This window comes from Caldovatus aquaticus (genome assembly GCF_019458025.1).
GTDB classification, from domain to species: Bacteria; Pseudomonadota; Alphaproteobacteria; order Acetobacterales; family Acetobacteraceae; genus Caldovatus; species Caldovatus aquaticus.
Genome location: NZ_JAHZUY010000008.1, coordinates 61,592 through 83,951 on the forward strand (window position 1 = coordinate 61,592; position 22,360 = coordinate 83,951).

22 protein-coding genes are annotated in these 22,360 nt (G+C 75.4%); 15 read left to right on the forward strand and 7 right to left on the reverse strand.

Annotated features, from left to right (window positions below; all coding sequences use genetic code 11):
- Positions 1–10: 10 nt before the first annotated feature.
- A complete protein-coding gene (locus K1J50_RS05675; RefSeq protein ID WP_220116586.1) occupies positions 11–655 on the reverse strand; it encodes a glutathione S-transferase family protein in 645 nt (214 codons plus the stop codon).
- A gap of 167 nt (positions 656–822) precedes the next feature.
- Here K1J50_RS05675 and K1J50_RS05680 point away from each other — a divergent pair, with 167 nt between their 5' ends.
- Positions 823–1,770, forward strand: coding sequence for a DUF305 domain-containing protein (locus K1J50_RS05680; protein WP_220116593.1), 948 nt, complete (start codon positions 823–825; stop codon positions 1,768–1,770).
- Positions 1,771–1,787: 17 nt separating this feature from the next.
- On the opposite strand, the gene K1J50_RS05685 is transcribed toward K1J50_RS05680, so the two are convergent.
- Positions 1,788–3,185, reverse strand: coding sequence for a helix-turn-helix domain-containing protein (locus K1J50_RS05685; protein WP_220116595.1), 1,398 nt, complete (start codon positions 3,183–3,185; stop codon positions 1,788–1,790).
- 139 nt (positions 3,186–3,324) lie between these two features.
- Here K1J50_RS05685 and aceA point away from each other — a divergent pair, with 139 nt between their 5' ends.
- The 3 genes from aceA (at position 3,325) to K1J50_RS05700 (ending at position 5,592) form a co-directional block, all read left to right on the forward strand.
- Entirely contained in the window at positions 3,325–4,653 is a 1,329-nt protein-coding gene (gene aceA / locus K1J50_RS05690) for an isocitrate lyase (protein ID WP_220116597.1), read from the forward strand.
- Between the two features lie 41 nt (positions 4,654–4,694).
- Complete coding sequence (locus K1J50_RS05695) at positions 4,695–4,901, forward strand: hypothetical protein (protein ID WP_220116598.1); 207 nt, start codon at positions 4,695–4,697, stop codon at positions 4,899–4,901.
- A 133-nt stretch (positions 4,902–5,034) separates the two neighbouring features.
- Complete coding sequence (locus K1J50_RS05700; RefSeq protein WP_220116599.1) at positions 5,035–5,592, forward strand: cytochrome b; 558 nt, start codon at positions 5,035–5,037, stop codon at positions 5,590–5,592.
- Between the two features lie 74 nt (positions 5,593–5,666).
- Here K1J50_RS05700 and K1J50_RS05705 read toward each other — a convergent pair whose 3' ends face one another.
- Complete coding sequence (locus tag K1J50_RS05705; RefSeq protein WP_255574965.1) at positions 5,667–6,800, reverse strand: NAD(P)/FAD-dependent oxidoreductase; 1,134 nt, start codon at positions 6,798–6,800, stop codon at positions 5,667–5,669.
- Positions 6,801–6,951: 151 nt separating this feature from the next.
- On the opposite strand from K1J50_RS05705, the gene K1J50_RS05710 reads away from it, so the two are divergent.
- The 7 genes from K1J50_RS05710 to K1J50_RS05740 all read left to right on the forward strand — a co-directional run bounded on the left by K1J50_RS05710 (position 6,952) and on the right by K1J50_RS05740 (position 13,946).
- Positions 6,952–8,319, forward strand: coding sequence for an ABC transporter substrate-binding protein (locus tag K1J50_RS05710; RefSeq protein WP_220116601.1), 1,368 nt, complete (start codon positions 6,952–6,954; stop codon positions 8,317–8,319).
- 67 nt (positions 8,320–8,386) lie between these two features.
- A complete protein-coding gene (locus K1J50_RS05715; protein WP_220116602.1) occupies positions 8,387–9,334 on the forward strand; it encodes a carbohydrate ABC transporter permease in 948 nt (315 codons plus the stop codon).
- Positions 9,331–10,233: a carbohydrate ABC transporter permease gene (locus tag K1J50_RS05720; RefSeq protein ID WP_220116604.1), complete on the forward strand. Its 903-nt coding sequence runs from the start codon at positions 9,331–9,333 to the stop codon at positions 10,231–10,233. The genes K1J50_RS05715 and K1J50_RS05720 overlap by 4 nt, the downstream gene beginning before the upstream one ends.
- Before the next feature lie 19 nt (positions 10,234–10,252).
- The gene (locus K1J50_RS05725; protein ID WP_220116606.1) at positions 10,253–11,353 is read left to right on the forward strand and encodes an ABC transporter ATP-binding protein; all 1,101 of its coding nucleotides are present in this window, start codon (positions 10,253–10,255) and stop codon (positions 11,351–11,353) included.
- On the forward strand, positions 11,350–12,123 hold the full coding sequence (locus tag K1J50_RS05730) for an SDR family oxidoreductase (RefSeq protein ID WP_369413527.1): 774 nt from the start codon (positions 11,350–11,352) through the stop codon (positions 12,121–12,123). The genes K1J50_RS05725 and K1J50_RS05730 overlap by 4 nt, the downstream gene beginning before the upstream one ends.
- A 79-nt stretch (positions 12,124–12,202) precedes the next feature.
- Positions 12,203–13,297 carry a malate/lactate/ureidoglycolate dehydrogenase gene (locus tag K1J50_RS05735; RefSeq protein WP_220116607.1) on the forward strand — a complete coding sequence of 365 codons (1,095 nt, stop codon included), beginning with the start codon at positions 12,203–12,205 and terminating at the stop codon, positions 13,295–13,297.
- Between the two features lie 73 nt (positions 13,298–13,370).
- Positions 13,371–13,946 carry a hypothetical protein gene (locus K1J50_RS05740; protein ID WP_220116608.1) on the forward strand — a complete coding sequence of 192 codons (576 nt, stop codon included), beginning with the start codon at positions 13,371–13,373 and terminating at the stop codon, positions 13,944–13,946.
- A 56-nt stretch (positions 13,947–14,002) separates the two neighbouring features.
- Here K1J50_RS05740 and K1J50_RS05745 read toward each other — a convergent pair whose 3' ends face one another.
- Together K1J50_RS05745 and K1J50_RS05750 are read right to left on the reverse strand one after the other, a co-directional pair.
- On the reverse strand, positions 14,003–14,284 hold the full coding sequence (locus K1J50_RS05745) for a hypothetical protein (protein WP_220116609.1): 282 nt from the start codon (positions 14,282–14,284) through the stop codon (positions 14,003–14,005).
- Positions 14,285–14,378: 94 nt separating this feature from the next.
- Positions 14,379–14,660 (reverse strand): hypothetical protein, encoded by a 282-nt coding sequence (locus tag K1J50_RS05750; protein WP_220116610.1) that lies wholly within the window; start codon positions 14,658–14,660, stop codon positions 14,379–14,381.
- Positions 14,661–15,152: 492 nt separating this feature from the next.
- Here K1J50_RS05750 and K1J50_RS05755 point away from each other — a divergent pair, with 492 nt between their 5' ends.
- The 3 genes from K1J50_RS05755 to K1J50_RS05765 all read left to right on the forward strand — a co-directional run bounded on the left by K1J50_RS05755 (position 15,153) and on the right by K1J50_RS05765 (position 19,486).
- Positions 15,153–16,025, forward strand: a complete 873-nt coding sequence (locus tag K1J50_RS05755) for an isocitrate lyase/PEP mutase family protein (protein WP_220116611.1) — start codon at positions 15,153–15,155, stop codon at positions 16,023–16,025.
- Positions 16,026–16,139: 114 nt separating this feature from the next.
- Positions 16,140–18,311, forward strand: coding sequence for a protein-disulfide reductase DsbD family protein (locus K1J50_RS05760; protein ID WP_220116612.1), 2,172 nt, complete (start codon positions 16,140–16,142; stop codon positions 18,309–18,311).
- Positions 18,312–19,024: 713 nt separating this feature from the next.
- Positions 19,025–19,486 carry a hypothetical protein gene (locus K1J50_RS05765; RefSeq protein WP_220116613.1) on the forward strand — a complete coding sequence of 154 codons (462 nt, stop codon included), beginning with the start codon at positions 19,025–19,027 and terminating at the stop codon, positions 19,484–19,486.
- A gap of 81 nt (positions 19,487–19,567) precedes the next feature.
- Here the strand turns inward: K1J50_RS05765 and K1J50_RS05770 are convergent, their stop codons facing one another.
- Entirely contained in the window at positions 19,568–19,747 is a 180-nt protein-coding gene (locus tag K1J50_RS05770; RefSeq protein WP_220116614.1) for a hypothetical protein, read from the reverse strand.
- A gap of 531 nt (positions 19,748–20,278) precedes the next feature.
- On the opposite strand from K1J50_RS05770, the gene K1J50_RS05775 reads away from it, so the two are divergent.
- Entirely contained in the window at positions 20,279–21,280 is a 1,002-nt protein-coding gene (locus K1J50_RS05775; protein WP_220116615.1) for a Bug family tripartite tricarboxylate transporter substrate binding protein, read from the forward strand.
- A gap of 615 nt (positions 21,281–21,895) precedes the next feature.
- Here the strand turns inward: K1J50_RS05775 and K1J50_RS05780 are convergent.
- Positions 21,896–22,294 (reverse strand): response regulator, encoded by a 399-nt coding sequence (locus K1J50_RS05780; RefSeq protein WP_220116618.1) that lies wholly within the window; start codon positions 22,292–22,294, stop codon positions 21,896–21,898.
- Between the last annotated feature and the right edge of the window lie 66 nt (positions 22,295–22,360).

The following is a 22,360-nucleotide window of genomic DNA, read 5'->3' on the forward strand; positions in this document are numbered from 1 at the left end:
GCCGTTCCGCCTACGTCAGCCGCGGCCCCAGCCAGAGGCGGAAGCCCTCGTGCTCGCCCAGCCGCTCGTACCAGGCGCGCAGCGCCGGGAACTCCGGCATGCCCTCGATGCGCACCTCCTCGCCGAACCAGCGCCGCGCATAGGCGCCGAGCGCGATGTCGGCGAGCGTGAACGCCGCCCCCTCCACGTACGGCCCGCCGTGCCGCGCGAGCTGCGCCTCGAGGATCGCCCAGCATTCCGCCGCCGCCTGCATCGCCGCCCGCACCTGCGCCATATCGCGCTTCTCCGGCGGCGTGCGCACCATGCCCCAGAACAGCCCCCGCTCCGCCGGGCTCAGCGTCGAGAGCTGCCAGTCGAGCCAGCGGTCCACGCTCGCCCGCGCCCCCGGGTCGGCGGGATAGAGCGCGAGCCCCTTCGCCCCGCCGTGCCGCATGCAGAGGTAGCGCAGGATCGCGTTCGACTCCCACAGCACATAGTCGCCGTCCACCAGCGTCGGCACGCGGCCGTTCGGGTTCAGCGCGCGGTAGTCCGGGTCGTTGACGCGGCCGAAGGCCATGCCGGCGTCAATGCGCTCGCAGGGCAGGCCGAGCTCGGTCAGCCCCCACAGCACCTTGATGACGTTGATCGAATTCCTGCGGCCCCAGACCGTCAGCATCGGCGCCTTCCTCCCCTCCGCACGGCGCCCAGGCTAGGGCAGGCCGCGCACCGCGTCAGCCGCAGCGGGCCTTGACCTTCCCACCGTGGGAACCGCCATGTCCTGGCGCCCGCGGCTCCCGGCGTTTCCGGGGAGCCGCCGAAGTCCGGAGACGGAGAACCGCCGCCATGACCGCCGCCCGTTCCCCCGCCGCGCCGGGCCGCCGGCGCGCCGGCCTCGCCGCGGCCGCCGCCATGCTCGCCGCCCTCGCCGGCCCGCCCGCCCGCGCCGACCAGGCCACCGACCCGCTGCGGGAATACGCGCCGGGCGACGCGCCCGTCCCCTCCATCTGGTTCGACGTGCTGATCCTGCCGCCCGGCGCCGACCCGGCCGAGGCGGCGCGCGCCGCCGCCGAGGCCGACCGCCGCTACGTCGCCGCGATGCGCGCGCACCATGCCGGGGCGCTGACCATGGCGCGGGCGTATCTCGCCGACCCGAACGCCTCCTCGCCCGTGCTCCGCCGCCTCGCCCAGGCGATCATCGAGAACCAGGCCTACGAGATCGCCCTGCTCGACGACATCGCGCGGCGGATCGAGGAGCGGCCGCGCCTCGCCGACCTCGGCTTCGTGCGGCTCGCGCTGCGGCCGCTGGCGACTGAGAATCTCGGCCAGATCTGGGGCTTCCGACGCGCGCCGCTGCCCGGCATCGCCGAGGCGCTGGCGGACGGGCCGGTGACCGAGCGCGACGTGCAGTTCGCCAAGGCGATGACGATCCACCACCAGGCCGCGCTCGACATGGCGCGCGCCTACAACGCGGACCCGAACGCGCGCAACGGCGTGCTGAAGTGGCTGAACGTCGGCATCATCGCCGACCAGAGCCAGGAGATCGCGCTGATGCGGCGCGTGATCGCCGCCTATCCGGGCGATCCCGAGGCGGTGCGCGTGGATCCCTCCATGATCCACGGCATGGAGGGGCACGCCGCCGCGCCCGGCCACGCCGGCGGCCACGCGGCGGAGGCGCCGGCCGCGGCGCCCGCGCCGACTGCCGCCCCCGCGCGCCGGTCGGCCGCCACGGCCGCAGCGCGGCGGCCGGCGCCGCGCCCTGCCGCGGCGGCGCCCGCCGGCCACGCCCACTGACCCGCCGCGTCCGCCGCTCAGCGCCGCTTCGCCTCGAACCGCCAGGGCGCCGCCCCCTCCTCCGCCGGGTCGAGGGCGAGGCGATGCGCCAGCGGCGGGAAGGCCCGGCTGCGGCAGTCCGGCCGGTCGCACAGGCGGCAGGACAGGCCGATGCCGACCGCGGCGCGCGCCAGGTCGAGCCCGTCCGCGTACACCACCTCCCCCGCCCGGGCGACGTCGCAGCCCATCGCCACCACGTGCACCGGCGGCGGCTCGCCCCAGCGCGGCGCCGGGCCGTGGACGGTGCGCGCGAAGCAGAGGAAGGCCGCCCCGTCCGGCAGCGCCGCCACCTGCACGCGCAGCGTGCCCGGCGTGGCGAAGGCGTGGTGCACGATCCACTTCGGGCAGGAGCCGCCGAAGCGCGCGAAGGGGAAGCCCGCCGCCGAGAAGCGCTTGTCCACGTTGCCCGCCGGATCGACGCGCAGGAAGAAGAAGGGCACGCCGCGCGCCCCCTCGCGCTGCAGGGTCGAGAGCCGGTGGCAGGCCTGCTCGAAGCTGACGCCGAAGCGCGCCGCCAGCGCCTCGACGTCGTGGCGCAGCGCCCGCGCGGCGGCGAGGTAGGCGCCGTAGGGCATCAGCAGCGCCGCGGCGGCGTAGTTGAGGAGCCCGATGCGGATCAGCGCCGCCGCCTCCGGCGTCGAGGGCGCGGCCGGCGCCAGCACCGCCTCCACCGCCTCGCGCGCCTCGAGCAGCATGAGCTGGAAGGCCATGTGGAAGCCGCGGCTCTCGCGCGGCAGCGTCTCGGCGAGCGCGAGGCGGCGCGCCGCCGGGTCGTAGCGCCGCAGCGCCCCCTCCAGCGGGCCGACGGCGACGGTGAGGCCGTGGCGGCGGCGCAGCCGCTCGGCGACGGCGTGGTTGAGCTCCGCCGGCGCCGCGCCGAGCTCGCGCCCGATCGCCTCCGCCGCCGCCTCCAGCGCCGGGAAGTGGTTGGCGTGCTCGTGGAAGAAGTCGCGCGCCTCCTCGGTCGGCAGCAGCAGGCGCCGGCCGGAGGGCAGGGCGATGCCGCTCGCGTCCTCGCGCGCCACGCGCCAGGCGCGGTAGAGGGCGAGCACGGCGCGCGCGAGGTTCGGCGCGCTCGCCGCCGCCGCCGCCACCTCGGCCTCCGGCACCGCCTCGACGCCGAGCAGCGGGTCGGAGAGCACCTCGCGCAGCCCGGCCTCGAGCTGGCGCTCCGCGCTGCCGGAGAGCGCGGCGAGGTCCACGCCCAGCGCCTCGGTCAGCTTGATCAGCAGCGCGGCGGTGACGGCGCGCTGGTCGTGCTCGATCAGGTTCAGGTAGCTCGCCGAGATGCCGAGGCGGGCGGCGAGCGCCTGCTGCGTCAGGCCGCGCTCGAGGCGCAGGCGGCGGACGGTGCGGCCGATGAGGGGGCGCGCCAATCTTCACATCCTTTACAGATCGCGGGGAAGGCCAGTGAAAACCTCTACCGCCTTGCGGCATCGCGACCGAATCTGGGGCTGAACTTCGCACCCGCAATGTGAATTCTTCACGCACCGCACGCCATCACGGAGACCGCGGATGCGCCCCGCCCCGAACCCCGCCCACGCCCCGGACGGCACCCCCGCCGGCGGCTTCCCCAACCCCGAGCCCGGCCGCTTCGACGGCATCCGCCGCGACTACACCCCGGCCGACGTCGCGCGCCTCGCCGGCTCCTTCCGCATCCGCCACACCCTGGCGGAGATGGGCGCGCGGCGCCTGTGGCACCTGCTCCGCACCGAGCCCTTCGTCGCCACGCTCGGCGCGCTCACGGGCATGCAGGCCGTGCAGCAGGTGAAGGCCGGGCTGCAGGCGATCTACCTCTCCGGCTGGCAGGTGGCGGCGGACGCCAACACCGCCTGCGCGACCTACCCCGACCAGTCGCTCTACCCCGTGGACTCCGTGCCGGCGGTGGTGCGGCGGATCAACAACGCGCTGCGCCGCGCCGACCAGATCGCGCACCTCGAGGGCAGGGGCGACGACACCTACTGGATGGCCCCGATCGTCGCCGACGCCGAGGCGGGCTTCGGCGGCACGCTCAACGCCTACGAGCTGATGCGGGCGATGATCGAGGCCGGCGCCGCGGGCGTGCACTTCGAGGACCAGCTCGCCTCCGAGAAGAAGTGCGGCCATCTCGGCGGCAAGGTGCTGGTCCCCATCGCCCAGCACATCCGCACCCTCAACGCCGCCCGCCTCGCCGCCGACGTCGAGGGCGTGCCGACCGTGCTGCTCTGCCGCACGGATGCGGAGAGCGCGCAGCTTCTTACCAGCGACGTGGACGAGCGCGACCGCCCCTTCCTCAGCGGCGAGCGCACGCCGGAGGGCTTCTTCCGCATCAGGCCCGGCGTCGGCAAGCGGTACGCCATCGCCCGCAGCCTCGCCTACGCGCCCTATGCCGACCTGCTGTGGTGGGAGACCTCGGAGCCCGACCTCGACGACGCGCGCGACTTCGCCGAGGCGATCCACCGCGAGTTCCCCGGCAAGATGCTCGCCTACAACTGCTCGCCGAGCTTCAACTGGCAGCGCAAGATGGGCGTCGAGGCGGCGACGCGCTTCCAGCCCGAGCTCGCGGCGATGGGCTACAAGTTCCAGTTCGTCACGCTGGCCGGCTTCCACAGCCTGAACCTCTCGATGTTCAGGCTCGCCCGCGCCTACAGGGAGCGCGGCATGGGCGCCTATTCCGAGCTGCAGCAGGCCGAGTTCGCGGCCGAGGCCGAGGGCTTCACCGCCGTCCGCCACCAGCGCGAGGTCGGCGTCGGCTACTTCGACGCCATCGCCACCGCGGCCGGCGGCGGGCGGTCGAGCACGACGGCGCTCGCCCACTCGACCGAGGCGGCGCAGTTCCACGACGCCGCGGCGCCGGCGAAGTAGCGCCGCGCCGCGCGCATCACGGGCACCGAGGAGGACGGACCATGGCGGACGACCGCTACGACGAGGGCCTGGTGCACGGCCACGACTGGGCGCGGGAGAAGGCGAGGCCAAGCCTCGGGCCCGCCCCGGTGATCCTCAGGCCTGCCGCGCCGGCCGGGGAGCCCTACGACGAAGGCCTCGTCCATGGCCATGCCTGGGCCTGCAGCGAGCGCGGGCGGCCGGCGAGCCCTCCGCCGCCGGCGGCGTAGCGGGCGCGCCCGCCGCGCCGCCACCGTGACAATACGTCACACGGGGTTGCATCACATCAAGGAGGCGCACCTGCGACTCGGGCCATAACCCTGCGCGCCGGGCCCGCCCGCCCGGCGCGCAGAAGACCCGCCGATGGCCCCACGCTACTCGCGCCTCAGCATCGCTCTGCACTGGACCATGGCCGCCGCGATCGGCCTCGCCTGGGTGCTCGGGCAGGTGATGGACGAGGTCGGCCGCGGGCTCCTGCAGGTCACGCTGAGCGGTAGCCACGCCCTGATCGGCCTCGCGGTGCTGGCGCTGGTGCTGCCGCGTGCCCTGGCGCGCCGGTGGCCGCGGCCGGCTGGTCCGGCCGCGGCGGAGCCGGTCCCCACCGGGCCGGCCTGGGAGGAACGCCTGGCGCCGGCCGTGCATCTCGCGCTCTACGCCCTGATGCTGCTGCTGCCCCTCACCGGCCTGCTCGCCGCGATGGCGGGCCGCCGCCCGCTGCCGGTCCTGGGCCTGTTCGAGATCCCGACGCCGCTCGCCCCCCTCGGTCTTCGCCGCAGCCTCAAGGAGGTCCATGAGGTGCTTTCGAACGCGATGCTCGGCCTCGTGGCGCTGCACGTGCTGGCGACGCTCTGGCATGCGCTGGTGCGGCGCGACGACGTGGCGGCGCGCATGATCCCCGCGCTGGCGCGCCACGGGCGTTGAGCGGCGGCCGGGCCGCCACGCGCGGGAGCGGCCGCGCGCCCCGATGCGGCCGGGGAGGCCGCGGCGGGCAGGACTCAGCGCGCGCCGCCGCCTCGCGCGAACCGCCGCGGGTCCACCAGCGGCACGACGCGCGCCAGCTCCGGCCCCGGATCGCGCCCGGTGGCCAGCGCCGCCAGCAGCCGCCCCGCCGCCGGCGCGGTCTGGATGCCGTAGCCGCCCTGGCCGCACATCCAAAAGAAGCCCTCCGCCTCGCCGGCGCCGATGGCGAGGCTGCGATCCGGCGTGAAGGTGCGCAGGCCCGCCCAGCGGTGCTCCACCCGCGTCACCGGGATGTCGAGCGCCTGCCGCATGCGCTCGATCGCGATCGCGACGTCGAGCTCCTCGGGCTGCGCGTCGCAGGGCTCGGTGTCGGTCTCGTCGGCGGGGCTGACGAGCAGCTTCCGCCGCGCCTCGGGGCGGACGTACCAGGTGTGGTCGGCGTCGTTGAGCAGCGGCCAGTCGGCGCAGTCGTAGGGGCCGGGGTCCACGATCAGCGCCGTGCGGCGCTTCGGCTGCAGCCCGAGCGGAGCGAGACCGGCGAGGCGCGCCACCGCGTCGCCCCAGGCCCCGGCGGCGTTGACGAGGAGCGGCGCGGCGAAGACGGCGCCGGCCCCGGTCTCCACCCGCCACGCGCCGCCCGTGCGCGCGATCCGGGCCGCGCGCTGGCGCAGCGCGAGGGTGCCGCCGCGCGCGCGCGCCTGGCGCAGGAAGCCCTGGTGCAGCGCGGCGACGTCGATGTCGAAGGCGTCGCGCTCGATCGCCGCGGCGACGGCGTAGTCCGGGCGCAGCGCCGGCACGGCGGCGCGGATCTCGGCCGGGTCCACCCATTCCAGGCCCTCGCCGGCGGCGACCATCTCCGCGAGATGGGCGCGCTGCGACTCCGGGGCGAGAAAGACGACGGCCCTGCGCCGCGTCAGCGGCGCCGCGCTGAAGCCCGCCGGGGGGGATTCGAGGAAGCTGCGGCTCGCCGCGCTCAGCGCCCGCGCATCGGGCGGACCGTAGTTGAGGATCCAGAGCGCGGCGGAACGGCCGGTGGAATGGTAGCCCGCGCTGTCCTCGGCCTCGAGGAGGACGAGGCGCGGATGGGTCTCCGCGAGATGCGCCGCCGCCGTCGCGCCGGCGATCCCGGCGCCGACCACGATGGCGTCGCAGCGGTGGGTATCGCTCATGCGGCGCATCGTCCCTCCCGGCGCGAGGACCGGCAAGAGGTGGGGCGGGGCGGCGGAACGGAGGGGACCAGGTTGCCAAGGGGGTGCGCAGCCGCCTAACTTCCTCCGGCGCTAACCCGGGCCGACGGCCCCTCTGGGAGGACAGACAAGAATGACAGCGATCGGCGGAACGACGCGGCGCGGCGTCTTGCGGGCCGGCGCGGCGGGCATCGCCGCCTCCACCCTGGCGGCGCCCGCGGTGCTCGGGCAGGCCGCGGGCGGCAGGCTGGCGCTCGGCTTCTGGGACCACTGGGTGGGCGAGCCGGCCAACGCCGCGATGCGCGCCATCGTCAACGAATGGGCGCAGAAGAACCGGGTCGAGGTGACCCTCGATTTCATCACCTCGGTCGGCAACAAGAACCTGCTGACCATCGCCGCCGAGGCGCAGGCGCGGCAGGGGCACGACATCCTCTCCTTCCCCACCTGGCAGGTGCACGACCAGCAGCGGCTGCTCGAGCCGATGGACGACGTGATGGGCCGGCTGATCCAGAAGTACGGCCCGGTGAACCAGGCCTCCGAGTACCTGGCGAAGATCAACGGCACCTGGCGGGCGGTGCCGCAGACCGCGGGGACCCAGTACAAGGGCTCCGCCGCGCGCATCGACCTGATGAAGCAGCACGCCGGCATCGACGTGCAGGCGATGTACCCGGCCGAGAACCGGCTCGGCCCCGGGGCCGAGAACTGGAACTGGGATACCTTCCTGGTCGCGGCGCAGAAGTGCAAGGAGGCGGGGTTCCCCTTCGCCCTGCCGGCCGGCACCTTCACCGACGCTACCGACTGGATCGGCGCGATGTTCCGCAGCTTCGGCGCCGACCTGGTGGACGCGCGCGGCAACATCACCGTGCGCAACAACGACAAGGTGCGGCAGGCGCTGGACTACGCGAAGCGCCTGTTCCAGCACATCCCGAGCGAGATGTTCGCCGCGGACGACGCCACCAACAACCGGGCGCTGATCGCCGGGCGCACGGCGCTGATCTTCAACCCGCCCTCGGCCTGGGCGGTGGCGCGGCGCGACGCGCCGGAAGTGGCGCGCAACACCTGGCACTTCCCGAGCCCGGCGGGCCCGGTCAGCCACCCCGTTCCGCACCTGCCCTACTTCTACGGCCTGTGGAGCTTCAGCCGCAACAAGTCGGCGGCCAAGGCGCTGATCGAGCACCTCACGCAGCTCGAGCAGGTGCAGAAGCTGGTGGACGCCTCGGTCGGCTACGACATCCCGCCCTTCGCCAGCATGTTCGACGACATCGACACCTGGCGGAAGGTCGAGCCGCCGCTCGGCACTGTATATAACTATCCCATTCGTCCGCACCATAAGGCGGTGCCGAACATCGCCTTCGCTCCTGCGCCGGCGGAGATCGCCGTGCAGATGTACAACCAGGGCATCCAGGCGAAGATGATCGCCCGCATGGTGCAGAACAACGAGCCGATGGAGCGCGTGCTCGCCTGGGCCGAGCAGGAGATCGAGGGCTACAAGCGCGGCTGACGCGATGCCGCCCGGGGGCGCAGCCGCCCCCGGGCGCATCAGGCATCGCGCGGCCAGGGAGGCAAGCATGACCGGTGGAAACGTCATCGCGGCGCCCGGGGTCCCGGCCGCGGCCGCCCCGTCCCGCCCAGGCAGGCTGCGGCGGATCGCCCGGCGGCGGTCCACGCTCGCCTTCCTGATGACGCTGCCGCTGCTCGCGGTGATCGGCGGGCTAGTGGCCTATCCCTTCTTCTACGCGATCTACCTCTCGATGCTGAACAAGCGCATGACGCGCTTCGTCGGCCTCGACAATTTCGCCTTCCTGCTGACGCGCGAGACCTTCCAGTTCGTGGTCTGGCAGAGCGTGATCTTCGCCGTCAGCGCGGTGATCGCCAAGGCGCTGATCGGCTTCATCCTCGCCCACGTGCTGCACGCGCTGCCGGCCAAGGGGCAGCGCAAGTGGCGCGGCATGCTGCTGGTGCCCTGGGTGATCCCGCCGGCGATCTCGACGCTCGCCTGGTGGTGGCTGTTCGACCCGACCTACTCGGCGATCAACTGGATGCTGATGGGGATCGGCGCGCCGCCCATCGCCTGGCTCGGCGAGCCGGGATGGGCACGCTTCGCGGTGATCCTGGTCAACGTCTGGTACGGCGCGCCCTTCTTCATGATCATGTACCTGGCGGCGCTGAAGTCGGTGCCGGACCAGCTCTACGAGGCGGCGGCGATCGACGGCGCGACGGGCTGGCAGAAGCTGCGCTACGTCACGGTGCCGATGATGAAGAACATCATCGCCATCACGGTGCTGTTCAGCCTGATCGTCACCTTCGCCAACTTCGACATCGTGCGCATCCTCACCAACGGCGGGCCGCAGGACAGGACGCACATCTTCGGCACCTACGCCTTCCAGGTGGGCATCCAGTCGGGCGACATCCCGCTCGGCGCCGCGGTGTCGCTGTTCATGTTCCCGATCCTCGCGGTGTTCGCGGTGTTCGTGCTGCGCGGCGTCACCCGCCGCTCCAAGGAGATGGCCGGATGAGCGGGGCCTCCCTCACCACCGCGGGCGCCGCCGCGCCCGCCTACCGCAAGGTCGGCAGCATCCGGCGCGAGCGGCGCTGGGCACTGATCGGCGCCTACGTCGCGCTGGCGGTGTTCGTGCTGTTCTTCCTGACGCCGCCCTTCCACATGCTGGTGACGAGCCTCAAGAGCAGCGCCGAGATCGCCGATCTCTCCGGCAACCCCTGGGTCGTGCGGCGCCCGACCCTCGAGAACTACTGGGAGCTGCTGCAGCAGGGCAACTACCTCCTCCACTTCCGCAACTCGGTGATCGTGACGCTGGTCGTGGTGGCGGTCACCATGGTGATCAGCACGCTCGCCGCCTTCGCGCTCGCCCGCATGCGGTTCTGGGGCAGCGCCACGCTCGCCACCGGCGTCTTCCTCACCTACCTGGTGCCGGAGACGCTGCTGTTCATCCCGCTGTTCCAGATCATCGGCGGGCTCGGCCTCTACAACAACCTGCTGGCGATGATCCTGATCTACCCGACGCTGACGGTGCCGTTCTGCACCTGGATCATGATCGGGTACTTCAGCTCGATCCCGAAGGAGCTGGACGAGGCGGCGCTGATCGACGGCGCCAACCACTTCCAGATGCTGTGGAGGATCTTCATCCCGGTGGCGCTGCCCGGCATCCTGGCGGCGACGATCTTCGCCTTCACCGTCTCCTGGGCGCAGTTCCTCTATCCGATGGCCTTCCTGGTCAGCTCCGAGAACATGGTGCTGACCGTCGGCATCGTTTCCGACCTGATCCGCGGCGACACCTTCCAGTGGGGCAAGATCATGGCCGGCGCGCTCATGGCCGCGGCGCCGCCGCTGCTCGTGTACGCCTTCCTGATGGACTACTACATCGCCGGCCTGACCGCCGGCGCCACCAAGGGCTGAGGGGGGATCCCGTCCGAAGATGGCTCAGGTATCGCTGCGCAAGGTCGTCAAGGAGTACGAAGGCGGCGTCCAGGCGGTGAAGGGCATAAACCTCGAGATCGCCGACCACGAGTTCGTCGTCCTGGTCGGCCCCTCGGGCTGCGGCAAGTCCACGACGCTGCGCATGATCGCGGGGCTCGAGGACATCACCGCCGGCGAGATCGCGATCGGCGGCACGGTGGTCAACGACATCCCGCCGCGCGACCGGGACATCGCCATGGTGTTCCAGAACTACGCCCTCTACCCGCACATGACGGTGTACGAGAACATGGCCTTCGGGCTGACTCTGCGGCGCTTCCCGAAGGACGAGATCCGCCGGCGGGTGGAGAACGCCGCGCGCATCCTCGACATCGGCGAGCTGCTCGACCGCAAGCCCAAGGCGCTCTCCGGCGGGCAGCGCCAGCGCGTCGCCATGGGCCGCGCCATCGTGCGCGACCCCAAGGTGTTCCTGTTCGACGAGCCGCTCTCCAACCTCGACGCCAAGCTGCGCGTGCAGATGCGCGTCGAGATCAAGAAGGTGCACCAGACGGTGCGCACCACCACCGTCTACGTCACCCACGACCAGGTGGAGGCGATGACGCTCGCCGACCGCGTGGTGGTGATGAACCAGGGCAACATCGAGCAGGTCGGCACGCCGCAGGAGCTCTACCACCGCCCGGCGACGCGCTTCGTCGCCGGCTTCATCGGCTCGCCGGCGATGAACATGATCCCGGCGCGGCTCGAGAACAGCGCCGGGGCGCTGCGCCTGCACCTGCCCGGCGAGATCGTCCTGCCCGTCCCCGCCGAGCGCACCCAGCGCTACGCCCCGCTCGCCGGGCGCGAGGTGCTGTTCGGCCTGCGTCCGGAGCACCTGACGGAGCCCAAGAACCTCGACCGCCCGAACATCGCCCTCGTCGAGGCGGCGCCGGAGGTGATCGAGCCGATGGGGATGGAGACGATGATGATCTTCTCCCTCGACGGCACCGAGGTCACGGCGCGGCTCGACCCCGCGGTGCCGGTCGAGCTCGGGCGGAAGATGCCGCTCGCCGCCGACCTCAACCAGATGCACCTGATCGATCCGCAGTCCGGGCGCGTCCTGTGAGCGGGAACCGGCTGGCGGGCAAGGCCGCCTGGGTCACCGGCGCCGGCTCCGGGATCGGCCGCGCCATCGCCCTCGCCTTCGCGCGCGAGGGCGCGCGCGTCGCGCTCACCGGCCGCCGCGAGCAGCCGCTGCGCGAGACGGCGGAGATGATGCCCGCGGGCAGCGCGCTGGTCCTGCCCGCCGACCTGACGGACGCGGCGCAGATCGCGCGCGCGCTCGCAACCTTCGCGGACTCCCTCGGGACCACCCCCGACATCCTGGTCAACAACGCCGGCGTGAACCTGAAGCGGCGCTACCTGCACCAGCTCACGCCGGAGGCGATCCGGATGATGATCGAGGGCAACCTGACCGCGCCCTTCATGACCTCGGTCGCGGTGCTGCCGGGGATGAAGGCGAAGGGCGGGGGCCTGATCATCCACATCGCCTCGATGGCGGGCAAGCGCGTCTCCTTCCTCTCCGGCCCCGCCTACACCGCCGCCAAGCACGGCCTGGTCGCGCTCTCCGAGGCGATCAACCAGGAGAACGGCATCCACAACGTCCGCTCCACCTGCATCTGCCCGGGCGAGGTCGCGACCCCGATCCTCGAGCAGCGCCCCGAGCCGGTGCCGCCCGAGGAGCTCGCGCGCCTGCTGCAGCCCGAGGACATCGCCGCCATGGCGGTGTTCGTCGCCACCCTGCCGCCGCATGTCTGCATCTCCGAGATGCTGACGACGCCGACCTACATGCGCCACCTCGCGGCCGGGGCGCGCAGGATCGCGGCGCTGCCCTGAACGCGGCGCGGCGGCGGGGTGACGCGGCCGCGGCGGCCTGCTAACCCGCGCGGCGTGACGGAATCGGGATCGCTCGTTCATGGACACTGACGCCGCCCCGGCGCGGATCGCCGCCGCCACCCTCGAAGCCCTGGTGCGCGACATCTTCCTCGCCGCCGGCTGCGATGCCGCCGAGGCCGGGCGCATCGCCGCCCACCTCCTCGGCGCCAACCTCGCCGGCCACGACAGCCACGGCGTCGCCCGCGTGCCGCGCTACGTCGAGTGGCTGGAATCCGGCTACGTCGTGAAGGGCCGGACGGTCGAGACCGTCACCGACGGCGGCACCTTCCTCCTCCTCGACGGCAGGTTCGGCTTCGGCCAGACCGTCGCCCCCCAGGCGGTCGCGCTCGGCATCGAGCGGGCGCAGCGGCACGGCACCTGCCTCGTCGGCCTGCGCAACGCCGGCCACATCGGCCGGGTCGGCGACTACGCGGAGCGCGCCGTCGCCGCCGGCCTGATCTCGATCCACTTCGTCAACGTCGCCGGCTCCTGCCTGGTCGCCCCCTTCGGCGGGGTGGAGCGGCGCTTCTCGACCGCGCCCATCGCCATCGGCGTCCCGCTCGCGGGCCGTCCCGTCGTGCTCGACTTCGCCACCTCCCTGGTCGCCGAGGGCAAGGTCCTGGTCGCCGCCAACGGCGGCAAGCCGCTGCCCGCCGACGCGCTGATCGAGCCGGACGGGCGCCTCTCCGGCGACCCGCACACGCTCTACGGCCCCTACGAGCGCACCGGCCCGCGCAACCCCGCCAACGGCCGGGGCGCGATCCGCGCCTTCGGCGAGCACAAGGGCTCGGGCCTCGCCCTGATGTGCGAGCTGCTCGCCGGCGCGCTGACCGGCGGCGGCCCCTGCGGCCCGGTGAAGGAGCGCGGGCGGATCGCCAACGGCATGCTCTCGATCTACCTCTCGCCCGCGCATTTCGGCACCGAGGAGGAATTCCAGCGCGCCGGCCGCGCCTATGTGGACTGGGTCAAGGCGAGCCGCCCCGCCACGCCGGGCGGCGAGGTGCTCCTCCCCGGCGAACCGGAGGCGCGCACCCGGGCCGAACGCCTCGCCAACGGCGTGCCGCTGCAGCGCGACACCTGGGACTCGATCCTCGCCACCGCGCGCCGCCTCGGAGTGACGCCCCCTGCCGTCTGATTCCCCCGCCACTTCCCCCGCCACGCCCGCGCTGTCGCCGGCCGAGCGCTACCGACGCCTCGCCGCGCTGCGAATGGAGATGCAGACCGCGGCGCTCGCCCATGTGCCGCGGCCGAGCCTCCTCGCCTACGCCCGCTATCTCGGCCTGTGGGACGGGCGGCAGCCGGCGGTGCCGCACGAGGCGGCGGCGGTGCTGCTCTACGACCTCGGCCTCTACGCCGCGGCCGGGCGGCTGCCGCGCGGCATCGACCGCTACGCCGCGCATCTCCGCCCGGCGCCGGAGCCGGGCTCCGACCGCGCCCGCCTGCTCGCCGCGCTGCGCGCCTCGCGCCTGTCGCTGTTCAAGGTGCGCGACCTGCACCCCGAGGGCGGCGTGGTGCTCGAGGAGATGGACGCGCCCGCGCCGGTCCGGCTGATGGACGAGACCCTCGCCCTGGTCGCCCGGCCGGGCCTCCCCTTCGCCGCGCGTGTCGCCGAGGCCGACCCGCAGTTCGCCGTCACCTGCGGGGTGCTGATCCCGGCCAGCGCGGCGCTGTTCGACGCGATGAAGGCGCTGCCGCCGCCGCCCGACCTCGGGCCGGAGGCGGAGTTCGCCGCCAGGCTCCACCGCGCCGCGCTGGAGCTCGGCGTGGTGCACGGCGGCGCCTGAGGCGGCCCCGTGCGCGTCCCGCGGCCACCGGCCGCGTCCGGAAAGCGGCCCGCGGGTCAGCCCTGGAGGAAGCCGAGCGCGGGCAGCGGCCGCCAGCGCCGCGGCAGGTCCGCGCGCCGGATCGGCGCCACGCTGTAGCAGGGCACGGGGCGCCGGCAGCTCCGCAGGAAGGCGGCATAGGCCCGCACCTGCTGTTCGCGCCAGTCGCGGTCGGCGAGGGCGGCGGCGCGGCTCGGATAGATCTCGGCGACCCGGCTCGCCTTACCCACCCGGGCCACCACCGCCCAGATCGTGTCGTCGGGCCCGGGCCGGAAGAATCGGACGACCTCGCCGCTCATGGGCCTCTTCTGTCGCAAACGCGAGCGCTGCGTTCAAGGGCCGGCCGCCCCGCGGCCCCGACGCGGGACGCAACGGGAACGCGCCCTTCCGCGCTCAGCGCCCCGCCGCGTCGAGGCGCGCCAGCTCGTGCCCGATGTGCTGGGGCGAGGGCGAGAGGACGCCGACGAACGCCGCCTCGCGCCGGCGCCGCGCCACCGCCGGGCTCCGGAGATGGCCGGACGCGCGGGCGAGCGGCGTCCCGGCGCGGGCCGCATCCAGCGCGCGCAGCGCCGCGTCGCGCCGCAGCGCCAGCACCTCCCGCCAGGCGGCGGAACCGTCCGTCTCGCCGCACCGCGCTGCGGCCCGCAGCCGTGCCGCACGCGCCTCGATCTCCACCGCGCCGGGCGCGCCATGGGCCGCAACCGGGCGCCGCCCCGCCCCGGCGCGCCGCGAGCCGGCCGGCGCCGGCGCGATCGAGGCCGAAGGTCCCGTTGCCGAGCCCGTCGCGGCAGGGGAACGGCAGCGGCCGCCGGACCATCAGCGCCGGCTCGCCGGGCGCGGCGCAGCGTGCCGCCCTCCGGCCGCAGCAGGCCGGCGGGCACCAGCCGCCGGCCGCGGCGCACTACGAGGTGGCGGACGGCAAGGAAGTCCGGCGCGGCGCGGCCGGGGAGGGGGGGCGGTGCGGCGGACGGCGGGGAGGGCCGGGCGGGGCATGGCGGCCTGTCCTGCGCTGCCATGGAGCGTTTCTGTCCCGATCGCCGCCCCGCGACTCCCCGTGCCCCGGCCTCCCTCCCGTCGCCAAACACCCGCTCCGCCCTTCCCTCGCCCCGCCTCCCCGCCTCCGGCAGAGTGACGCACGAACCGAATCGCCAGGGGCCCGCCGCCGCCATGACCACTGCCGCCACCCGCCGCCGCGCCCGCCTGCGGGCGCTTCTCGCCGGCACGGAGTGCCTCCATCCCGCCTCGGTGTACGACCCGCTCTCGGCCCGCATCGCGGAGGACATCGGCTTCGAGCTCGGCATGTTCGCCGGCTCCACCGCCTCGCTCGCGGTGCTCGGCGCGCCCGACCTGATCCTGGTGACGCTGACGGAGTTCGCCGAGCAGTGCCGGCGCATCGGCCGCGCCGCGCCCGACCTGCCGGTGCTGGTGGACGCGGACCACGGCTACGGCAACGCGCTCAACGCGATGCGCACCGTCCAGGAGGTGGAGGCCGCCGGCATCGCCGCCGCCACCATCGAGGACACGCTGCTGCCCCGGCCCTACGGCGCCGCGAAGCCGCAGCTCGTCCCGCGCGAGGAGGGGCTCGGCAAGATCCGCGCCGCCCTCGCCGCGCGCGACGACCCGGCCTTCCTCGTCGTCGCGCGCACCGGCGCGGCGCAGATCGCGGGGCTCGAGGAGGCGATCGCCCGCGCCCGGGCCTACGAGGCGGCCGGCGCCGACGCGCTGTTCTTCACCGGCGTGAGGACCCGCGCGCAGCTCGCCGCGATCGCCGAGGCGACGCGGCTGCCGCTCATCCTCGGCAGCGTCGAGGGCGAGCTCGCCGACCGCGCCCTGCTCGCCGCGCACCGGGTGCGGATCGCGCTGCAGGGGCACCAGCCGATCGCCGCCGCGGCGCAGGCGGTGCACGCGACGCTGCGGGCGCTGCGCGACGGCGTGAAGCCGTCGGACCTCCCCGGCCTGCCGCCGCCCGGCTTCCTGGCGCGCCTGATGCGGGAGGAGCGGTACGCCGCCTGGACGCGCGATTTCCTGGGCGGAGGCTGAGCGGCCGGCGGCGCCAGCCGGCGCGTGTTCGGGCGGGGGCCGCCGCGGCGCAGGCCAGCCCCGCGCGACGGGGCCCTTGCCTTGAGGGGCCCGCGTCCCGTTCTCTCCGCCACGATGCGCCGTCGCCTCGCCGTCGCCCTGGCCCTGCTCCTCGCCCTCGCCGCCGCGCCGCCCCCCGCCGCGGGGCGCGAAAGCGCGCCCGTCGCCTCCCCCCGCGCCACCGCCACCCTGGTCGCGGAGACCGAGGCGATCGCCCCGGGCGAGCCCTTCCGCCTCGGCCTGCGCCTGCGCCTCGCCCCCGGCTGGCACACCTACTGGAAGAACGCCGGCGACGCCGGCGCACCGCCCGAGATCGCGCTGGCCCTGCCCACCGGTGCCGCCGCCGGCCCGATCGAGTGGCCCGCCCCGCAGCGCATCCCCTACGGTCCGCTGGTGAATTTCGGCTACCAGGGCGAGGTCCTGCTGCCGCTGCGCGTGACCCCGCCGGCGGGGCTCGCCCCCGGCGCCTCCCTCCCGGTCGAGGCCGAGGCCACCTGGCTGGTCTGCGAGCACGTCTGCATCCCGGAAAGCGGCCGCTTCCGCCTCGATCTCCCGGTCGCGGCCGCGGCCCGTCCCGATCCCGCCCTTGCTGCGCTCTTCGCCGCCGCCGAGGCGGCCCGGCCCCGCCCGGCGCCCTGGGCCGCCCGGGTCGAGACCGGCTCCGGCCGGGCGGCGCGGCTCCTCCTCGACGGCCACGGCCTGTCGCCGGCCACGGTGCGCGAGGCGTTCTTCTTCCCCGAGGCGCCCGGCGCGCTCGACCACGCCGCGCCGCAGCGCCTCGCCGTGCGCGAGGGCGGGCTCGCCCTCGCCCTCACCCGCGCCGAGAGCGCCGACGCCCCGCCCGGGACCCTCTCCGGCGTGCTGGCGATCACCGATGGCGGCGGCCGGCGCGCCGCCTTCGCCCTGGCGGCGCCCGTGGCCGCCGCGCCCGCCGCCCCGCCGCCGGCGCTGGCGCTGTGGCAGGCGCTCGGCCTGGCGCTGCTCGGCGGCCTGCTGCTCAACCTGATGCCGTGCGTCTTCCCGGTGCTGGCGATGAAGACGCTGGGGCTGGCCCGCCTCGCCGGCGCGGCGCGAGGCGCGGTGCGGCGCGAGGCGCTGGGCTATGCCCTCGGTGTCGTTGCCGCCTTCGCGGCGCTCGGGGGCGTGCTGCTCGCGCTGCGCGCGGCGGGGGCGGCGGCGGGGTGGGGCTTCCAGTTCACCGCGCCGGCCTTCGTCGCCGCCATGGCCTGGCTGATGCTCGCCGTCGGTCTCAACCTCGCGGGCGTCTTCGCGCTCGGCCACGGCGGCACGGCGGTGGCGGCCGCGGCCGGCACGGCGGGCGAGGTCGCGGCGCGCCACCGCGGCACGCTCCTCGGCAGCGCCGCGACCGGCGTGCTGGCGGTGCTGCTCGCCACCCCCTGCACCGCGCCCTTCATGGCCGCCGCCGTCGGCGCGGCGCTGGCGATGGCGCCGACGGCGACGCTCGCGGTGTTCCTCGCCCTCGGCCTCGGCCTCGCCGCGCCCTCGGTGGTGCTGGCGGCGGCGCCGGCCCTGGCCCGCGCCCTGCCGCGGCCCGGGCCGTGGATGGAGCGGCTGCGCCAGGGGCTCGCCTTCCCGATGTTCGGCGCCGCTGCCTGGCTGGTCTGGGTTCTGGCGCAGCAGGCGGGGCCGGACGGGGTGCTGGCTGCGCTCGCCGGCGGCGTGCTGGTGGGCTTCGCCGCCTGGGCGCTCGGCGCGGCGCAGCGTGCGGGCGGGACGCGCGGCCGGCGCCTCGGCGCCGGGCTCGCCCTGGCTGCCGCGCTCGGGGCCGCCGCCCTGCTGCCCGGGCTGGGCACGGCCCCGGCCGCCTCCGCCGCCGCGCAGCCGGCCGAGGGAGACGGCGCCGAGCCCTGGTCGGAGACGCGCCTCGCCGCGCTGCGCGCCGAGGGGCGGCCGGTCTTCGTCAACGTCACCGCCGCCTGGTGCATCAGTTGCCAGGTCAATGAGCGCGTGGCGCTGCGCGCCGCCGCGGTGCGCGCGGCCTTCGCCGCCGGCCGCGTCGCCTGCCTCAAGGCCGACTGGACGCGCGGCGATCCGGCGGTCGGCGCCCTGTTGCGTGCGCACGGGCGCGAGGGCGTGCCGCTCTACCTGCTCTATCCGGCCGGCGGCGGCGCGCCCGAGGCGCTGCCGCAGCTCCTCACCGAAGGGATCGTGCTCCGCGCGCTCGCCGCGGCCGGCATCGCCGGGCCGGAGGCACCGGTCGCGGAGGCGGCGGCGCGCCGGAGATAGGCGGCGAGCGGCCCGCCGCGGCGCGGCCACGGGCGGGAGCGCGTCCCGGGCACGCCGCCGGCCCAGCGGGATCGGCCCCGGTTGTGGTCATCGCGCGCGGGAAGCCGCCCTCTTCGCGCGGCGCGACCGCAGAAGGCGGTGATGGCGCCCGGCGCGGAAGCCGGCCGGGCCGAGCCAGGGGGATTTGGGGAGGGCCTGAGCGGCGTCGGATGCTTCCCTGCCCCGATCGAGCGGATCGCGCCCGGCCGGGACACAGGCCGGGCGGCGGCTCCGCGCGACCGAGGCGATACCCCGGTGCCGTGGTCGCGCGCGATCGGGCGACAACGCTCCGCGGGCTCGCGGCGGGCCAGGAACAAGATGGCCGCACGGGCTGCCGGCAACCGCCAGCCGGACCCCGGCGCCGAAAGCGGCTCGTCGCGCGCCGGCGCGCGCCGCGTGACCGGCGGCGACTGGGCCCGCCGGCCCCGCGATAGCGCCGAGCGCCGCAACGGGACGCGGCCGCGACGCTGCGGCGGAGCTCCCTCGCGCGGCTATCTCGGCTCTCGCGTCCGCACCCGCCTTTCGCGGGGTCCGCCCGCGAGCCGGCTGCCCCGGGCGAGGGCGGCGAACCGCGCGACGCGCCGCGCGAGGCGAGCACGCGGCGCTGCGCCTTCCGCCGCCGCGGGCAGCGGCGCCGTCAGGAGCCAGCTGGTGGAAGCGAGCACGGCATCGAGATGCCGGCGCGTCGCCGCGAGCTGCGCTCCCAGCGCGTCGCGCTCGTTCTGCAGAGCCCGCGGCATCGCCGTGCGCGGCTCCGGCAGAGCCTGCGCGGCGGGCTGGGCATCGCCGTTGCCGGCCGCGTCCGGCACCCCGCCCTCGCCGAGCCGAGCCTCGGCCTCGGCAAGCGTCTGGACCTGGCGCACCGCCGCGCCGCGCGCCGCGAACAGCGCGCGCAGCCGGTCCGCGCGCTCCGGCAGGAACCGCAGATCGAACAGCGCGGTCAACGCCGGCGGCAGGTCGTCGCCCAGGCCAAGCACGCCGAGGCCGCAGCCGTGGTGGAACTCGAAGTGCGGATGCTGCTCCGCCAGCCCGCGCCAGAGCCGCCGGACGCCGAAGTCGCGCGCGCATCGGCGGCGTGGAACAGAGCCACGCCGCGGCGGGGCGAGACGGCGTCGCGCCGGGCGCGGAAGTCGTGAGCGACCGCCTCGTAGGTGTGCAGCCCGTCTATGTGCAGCAGCTCGATCTCGCCGACGGCGGACTGCGCGCGCGGCGTCGAGCTAGGCGCGGACCAGGGTGGAGAAGCCGAACCAGCGCGTCGCGTTGAGCGCGGAGACGGCAGCGAACACCTCCTCGCCGTAATGTCCCGCATGGGCGTCCCCCCGCCGGGTGTCCACCGCATAGGCGCGGGTGTCGAGGCGAAGGCGCTCCGCGGCGTGGCAGAAGGCAGCGTAGGACACGCCCAATGGGTGCCGAGCTCGACGATGCAGGCGGGACGCAGCGCCTTGATCAGCCAGAGCCAGAAGGCGAAGGACACGTCCTCGACCCAGGCACCCAGGCGCTGGGCGCGAGATAGACGGGCGGCCGGTCGCTCCGTCGTCGATGGCGAGGGCCCCGACGAGGGAGGCAAGGCCCGCCGCCCCGGCAGCGTGAGCATGAGCGCCTGCGGCATCCCTCCGCTGCGATGGGCACGACCAGTGGCGGAATTCGCGCATGGAGAATAAGGGCGCGGCGCCCCCTTCTGCGCGCGCCCGATGGCGGTAAAGCGGACGTCCAGCGCGCAACGGCGACGGCGCGGCGCGATGCCGACACGAACACCCCCGCGCGCCGGCCGCCACCCGGGCCGCGATGCACGGGCATCGCGCTCCTCTCGCGCGGGTTCAAGGGCGCGTCGCCGCCCTCGCTCTGCGACGGCGCGCGCACCCTCGCCGGCGGCGCGAGGGGAGAGTATTGCTCGCCCCGAAGGATCCGCACCGCAGGAGAGGACCGCCATGATCGCCCGCCGCCGCGTGATCGCCACCGCCGGTGCCGCCGCAGCCGCGCTTCCCTGTGCCGCGCCCCGCGACGCCGCGGCGCAGGGAAGCGACGACGCCGCCTGGCCCAGCCGCCCGATCCGCATCGTCGTCGGTTTCGTCGCCGGCGGCGGCACCGACCTCACCACGCGCACCCTCGCGCCGCACCTGCAGGCGAGCCTCGGCCAGCCGATCGTCGTCGAGAACCGGCCCGGCGGCGGCGGCAGCCTCGCCACCGAGGCGGTCGTGCGCGCCGCGCCCGACGGCTACACACTGCTCATGGGCACCATCTCGTCGCTGGTGATCAATCCGGCGATGCAGCGGCTGCCCTTCAACGTGCAGACGGACCTCACTCCCATCAGCCTGGCGGTGGACGTGCTCAACATCCTGGTGGTGCCGTCCGACCGGCCCTGGCGCAGCGTCCCCGAGCTGATCGCCGCGGCGAAGGCGCGGCCGGGCACGCTGGCCTACGGCTCCTCCGGCGTCGGCAGCGCCGGGCATCTCGGCGGCGCCCTGCTCGACCGGCTCGCCGGCATCAGCACCATCCACGTGCCCTATCGCGGCGGCGGCCAGCTCATCACCGACATCCTCTCCGGCAAGGTGGACTTCGCCATCGCCACCGCGGCGACGACGCTGCCGCACATCGAGGCCGGCAAGCTGCGGGCGCTCGCCGTGCCGACCGCGCGGCGCTCGGCGCTGGTGCCCGACCTGCCGACCATCGCCGAGGCGGCGGGACTGCCCGACTACGAGCTGGCGAACTGGTACGCGCTGCTCGGCCCGCGCGGCCTGCCGCGGCCGATCGTGGAGCGGCTCAACGCGGCGATGGGCGAGGCGCTGCGCGATCCGGCGATCGTGGCGAGCCTCGCCCGCCACGGGCTCGAACCGGCCCCCAGCACGCCGGAGGATCTCGCCCGCCACATCCGCGAGCAGACGGTGAAGTGGGCCCCCGTGGTGCGCGAGGCCGGCGCCACGCCGAACTGAGGGCGGCCCGGCGCCCGCGCCGCGTCCTCCGGCCGCGGCCGCCTCTTGCCTCGGGGCGCCGCGCGGGCTTATCTGGCGCCATGGTCAGGACGATGCCGCGCAGGCGCGGCGACCGCAGCGCGCGATTTTGGCGCCGCCGGTACCCACCGGCGGCCTAGGACGCGCGCGCCCCACGCCGATCCCGAAGCCGCCAAGCCCGCTGGCGGTCTTCGGTTCCCGTTCCCCCTGACCCGACCAAGCATCGCCCGCGAGGTGCGGCGGCCCCCGACAGGAGGCCCGACATGCACCATCCCCGATCGGATTACGATTTCGACGTGATCAGCGGCCCGGCGACGCCACCGCCCCGGCCGGCGCCGGCCCCGGCGGCGTCCGGCGCCGGACGCACCGTCGCGACCGGCCTCGCGCGGGCCGCCCGCGCCGCCGGAAGCCCCGTCCGGCCGACGGAGGGAGCGGCCGGACCGCGCGAGGCCGGCGACACCGCGCAGCGCCCCGGGTAGCCACGGCGGGTCGCGCGCTGCAGCCGTTTCCGACCGGCCAGGCTCCCGGCAGAGGCTCCGGCCCTTGCCCCTCGAGCGGATTCGCGCTCCCGGCTGTTTCCCGCCGTCCGCGACCGCTCTACGGGGAAGGGCCGGAGGGGGCGCCCCGCCGGCGCGCCTCGGCCACTGCGGCGGCCACCGCGGCCACCAGGTCCTCTGCCGCGTACGGCTTGATCAGCCAGCCGAGCGGCCGCGCCGCCTGCTCGCCCCGGCTGCGCGTCGGCAGGTCCGCGTAGGCGGTGGCGAACAGGCTCGGGATGCCGAACCGGGCGAGGATCTCCGCGGCGGCGTCGATCCCGTCCCGCGCTCCGCCAGGGGCGAGCCGGATGTCCATCAGAACCATGTCCGGCCGCTCCGCCGCGGCGATCGCCACGGCGTCCTCCGCCGTCGCGGCGACGCCGACGACGGCGAATCCGGCCTCCGTCAGCGTGTCCTCGCTGGCGAGGGCGACGAAATACTCGTCCTCGACGATCAGCACGCGCCCCCGTCCCGCCGCGCCGGGGCCTGCCGCCCGGTCCGGGTCCTGCCTCGGCGGCGGCCGGCC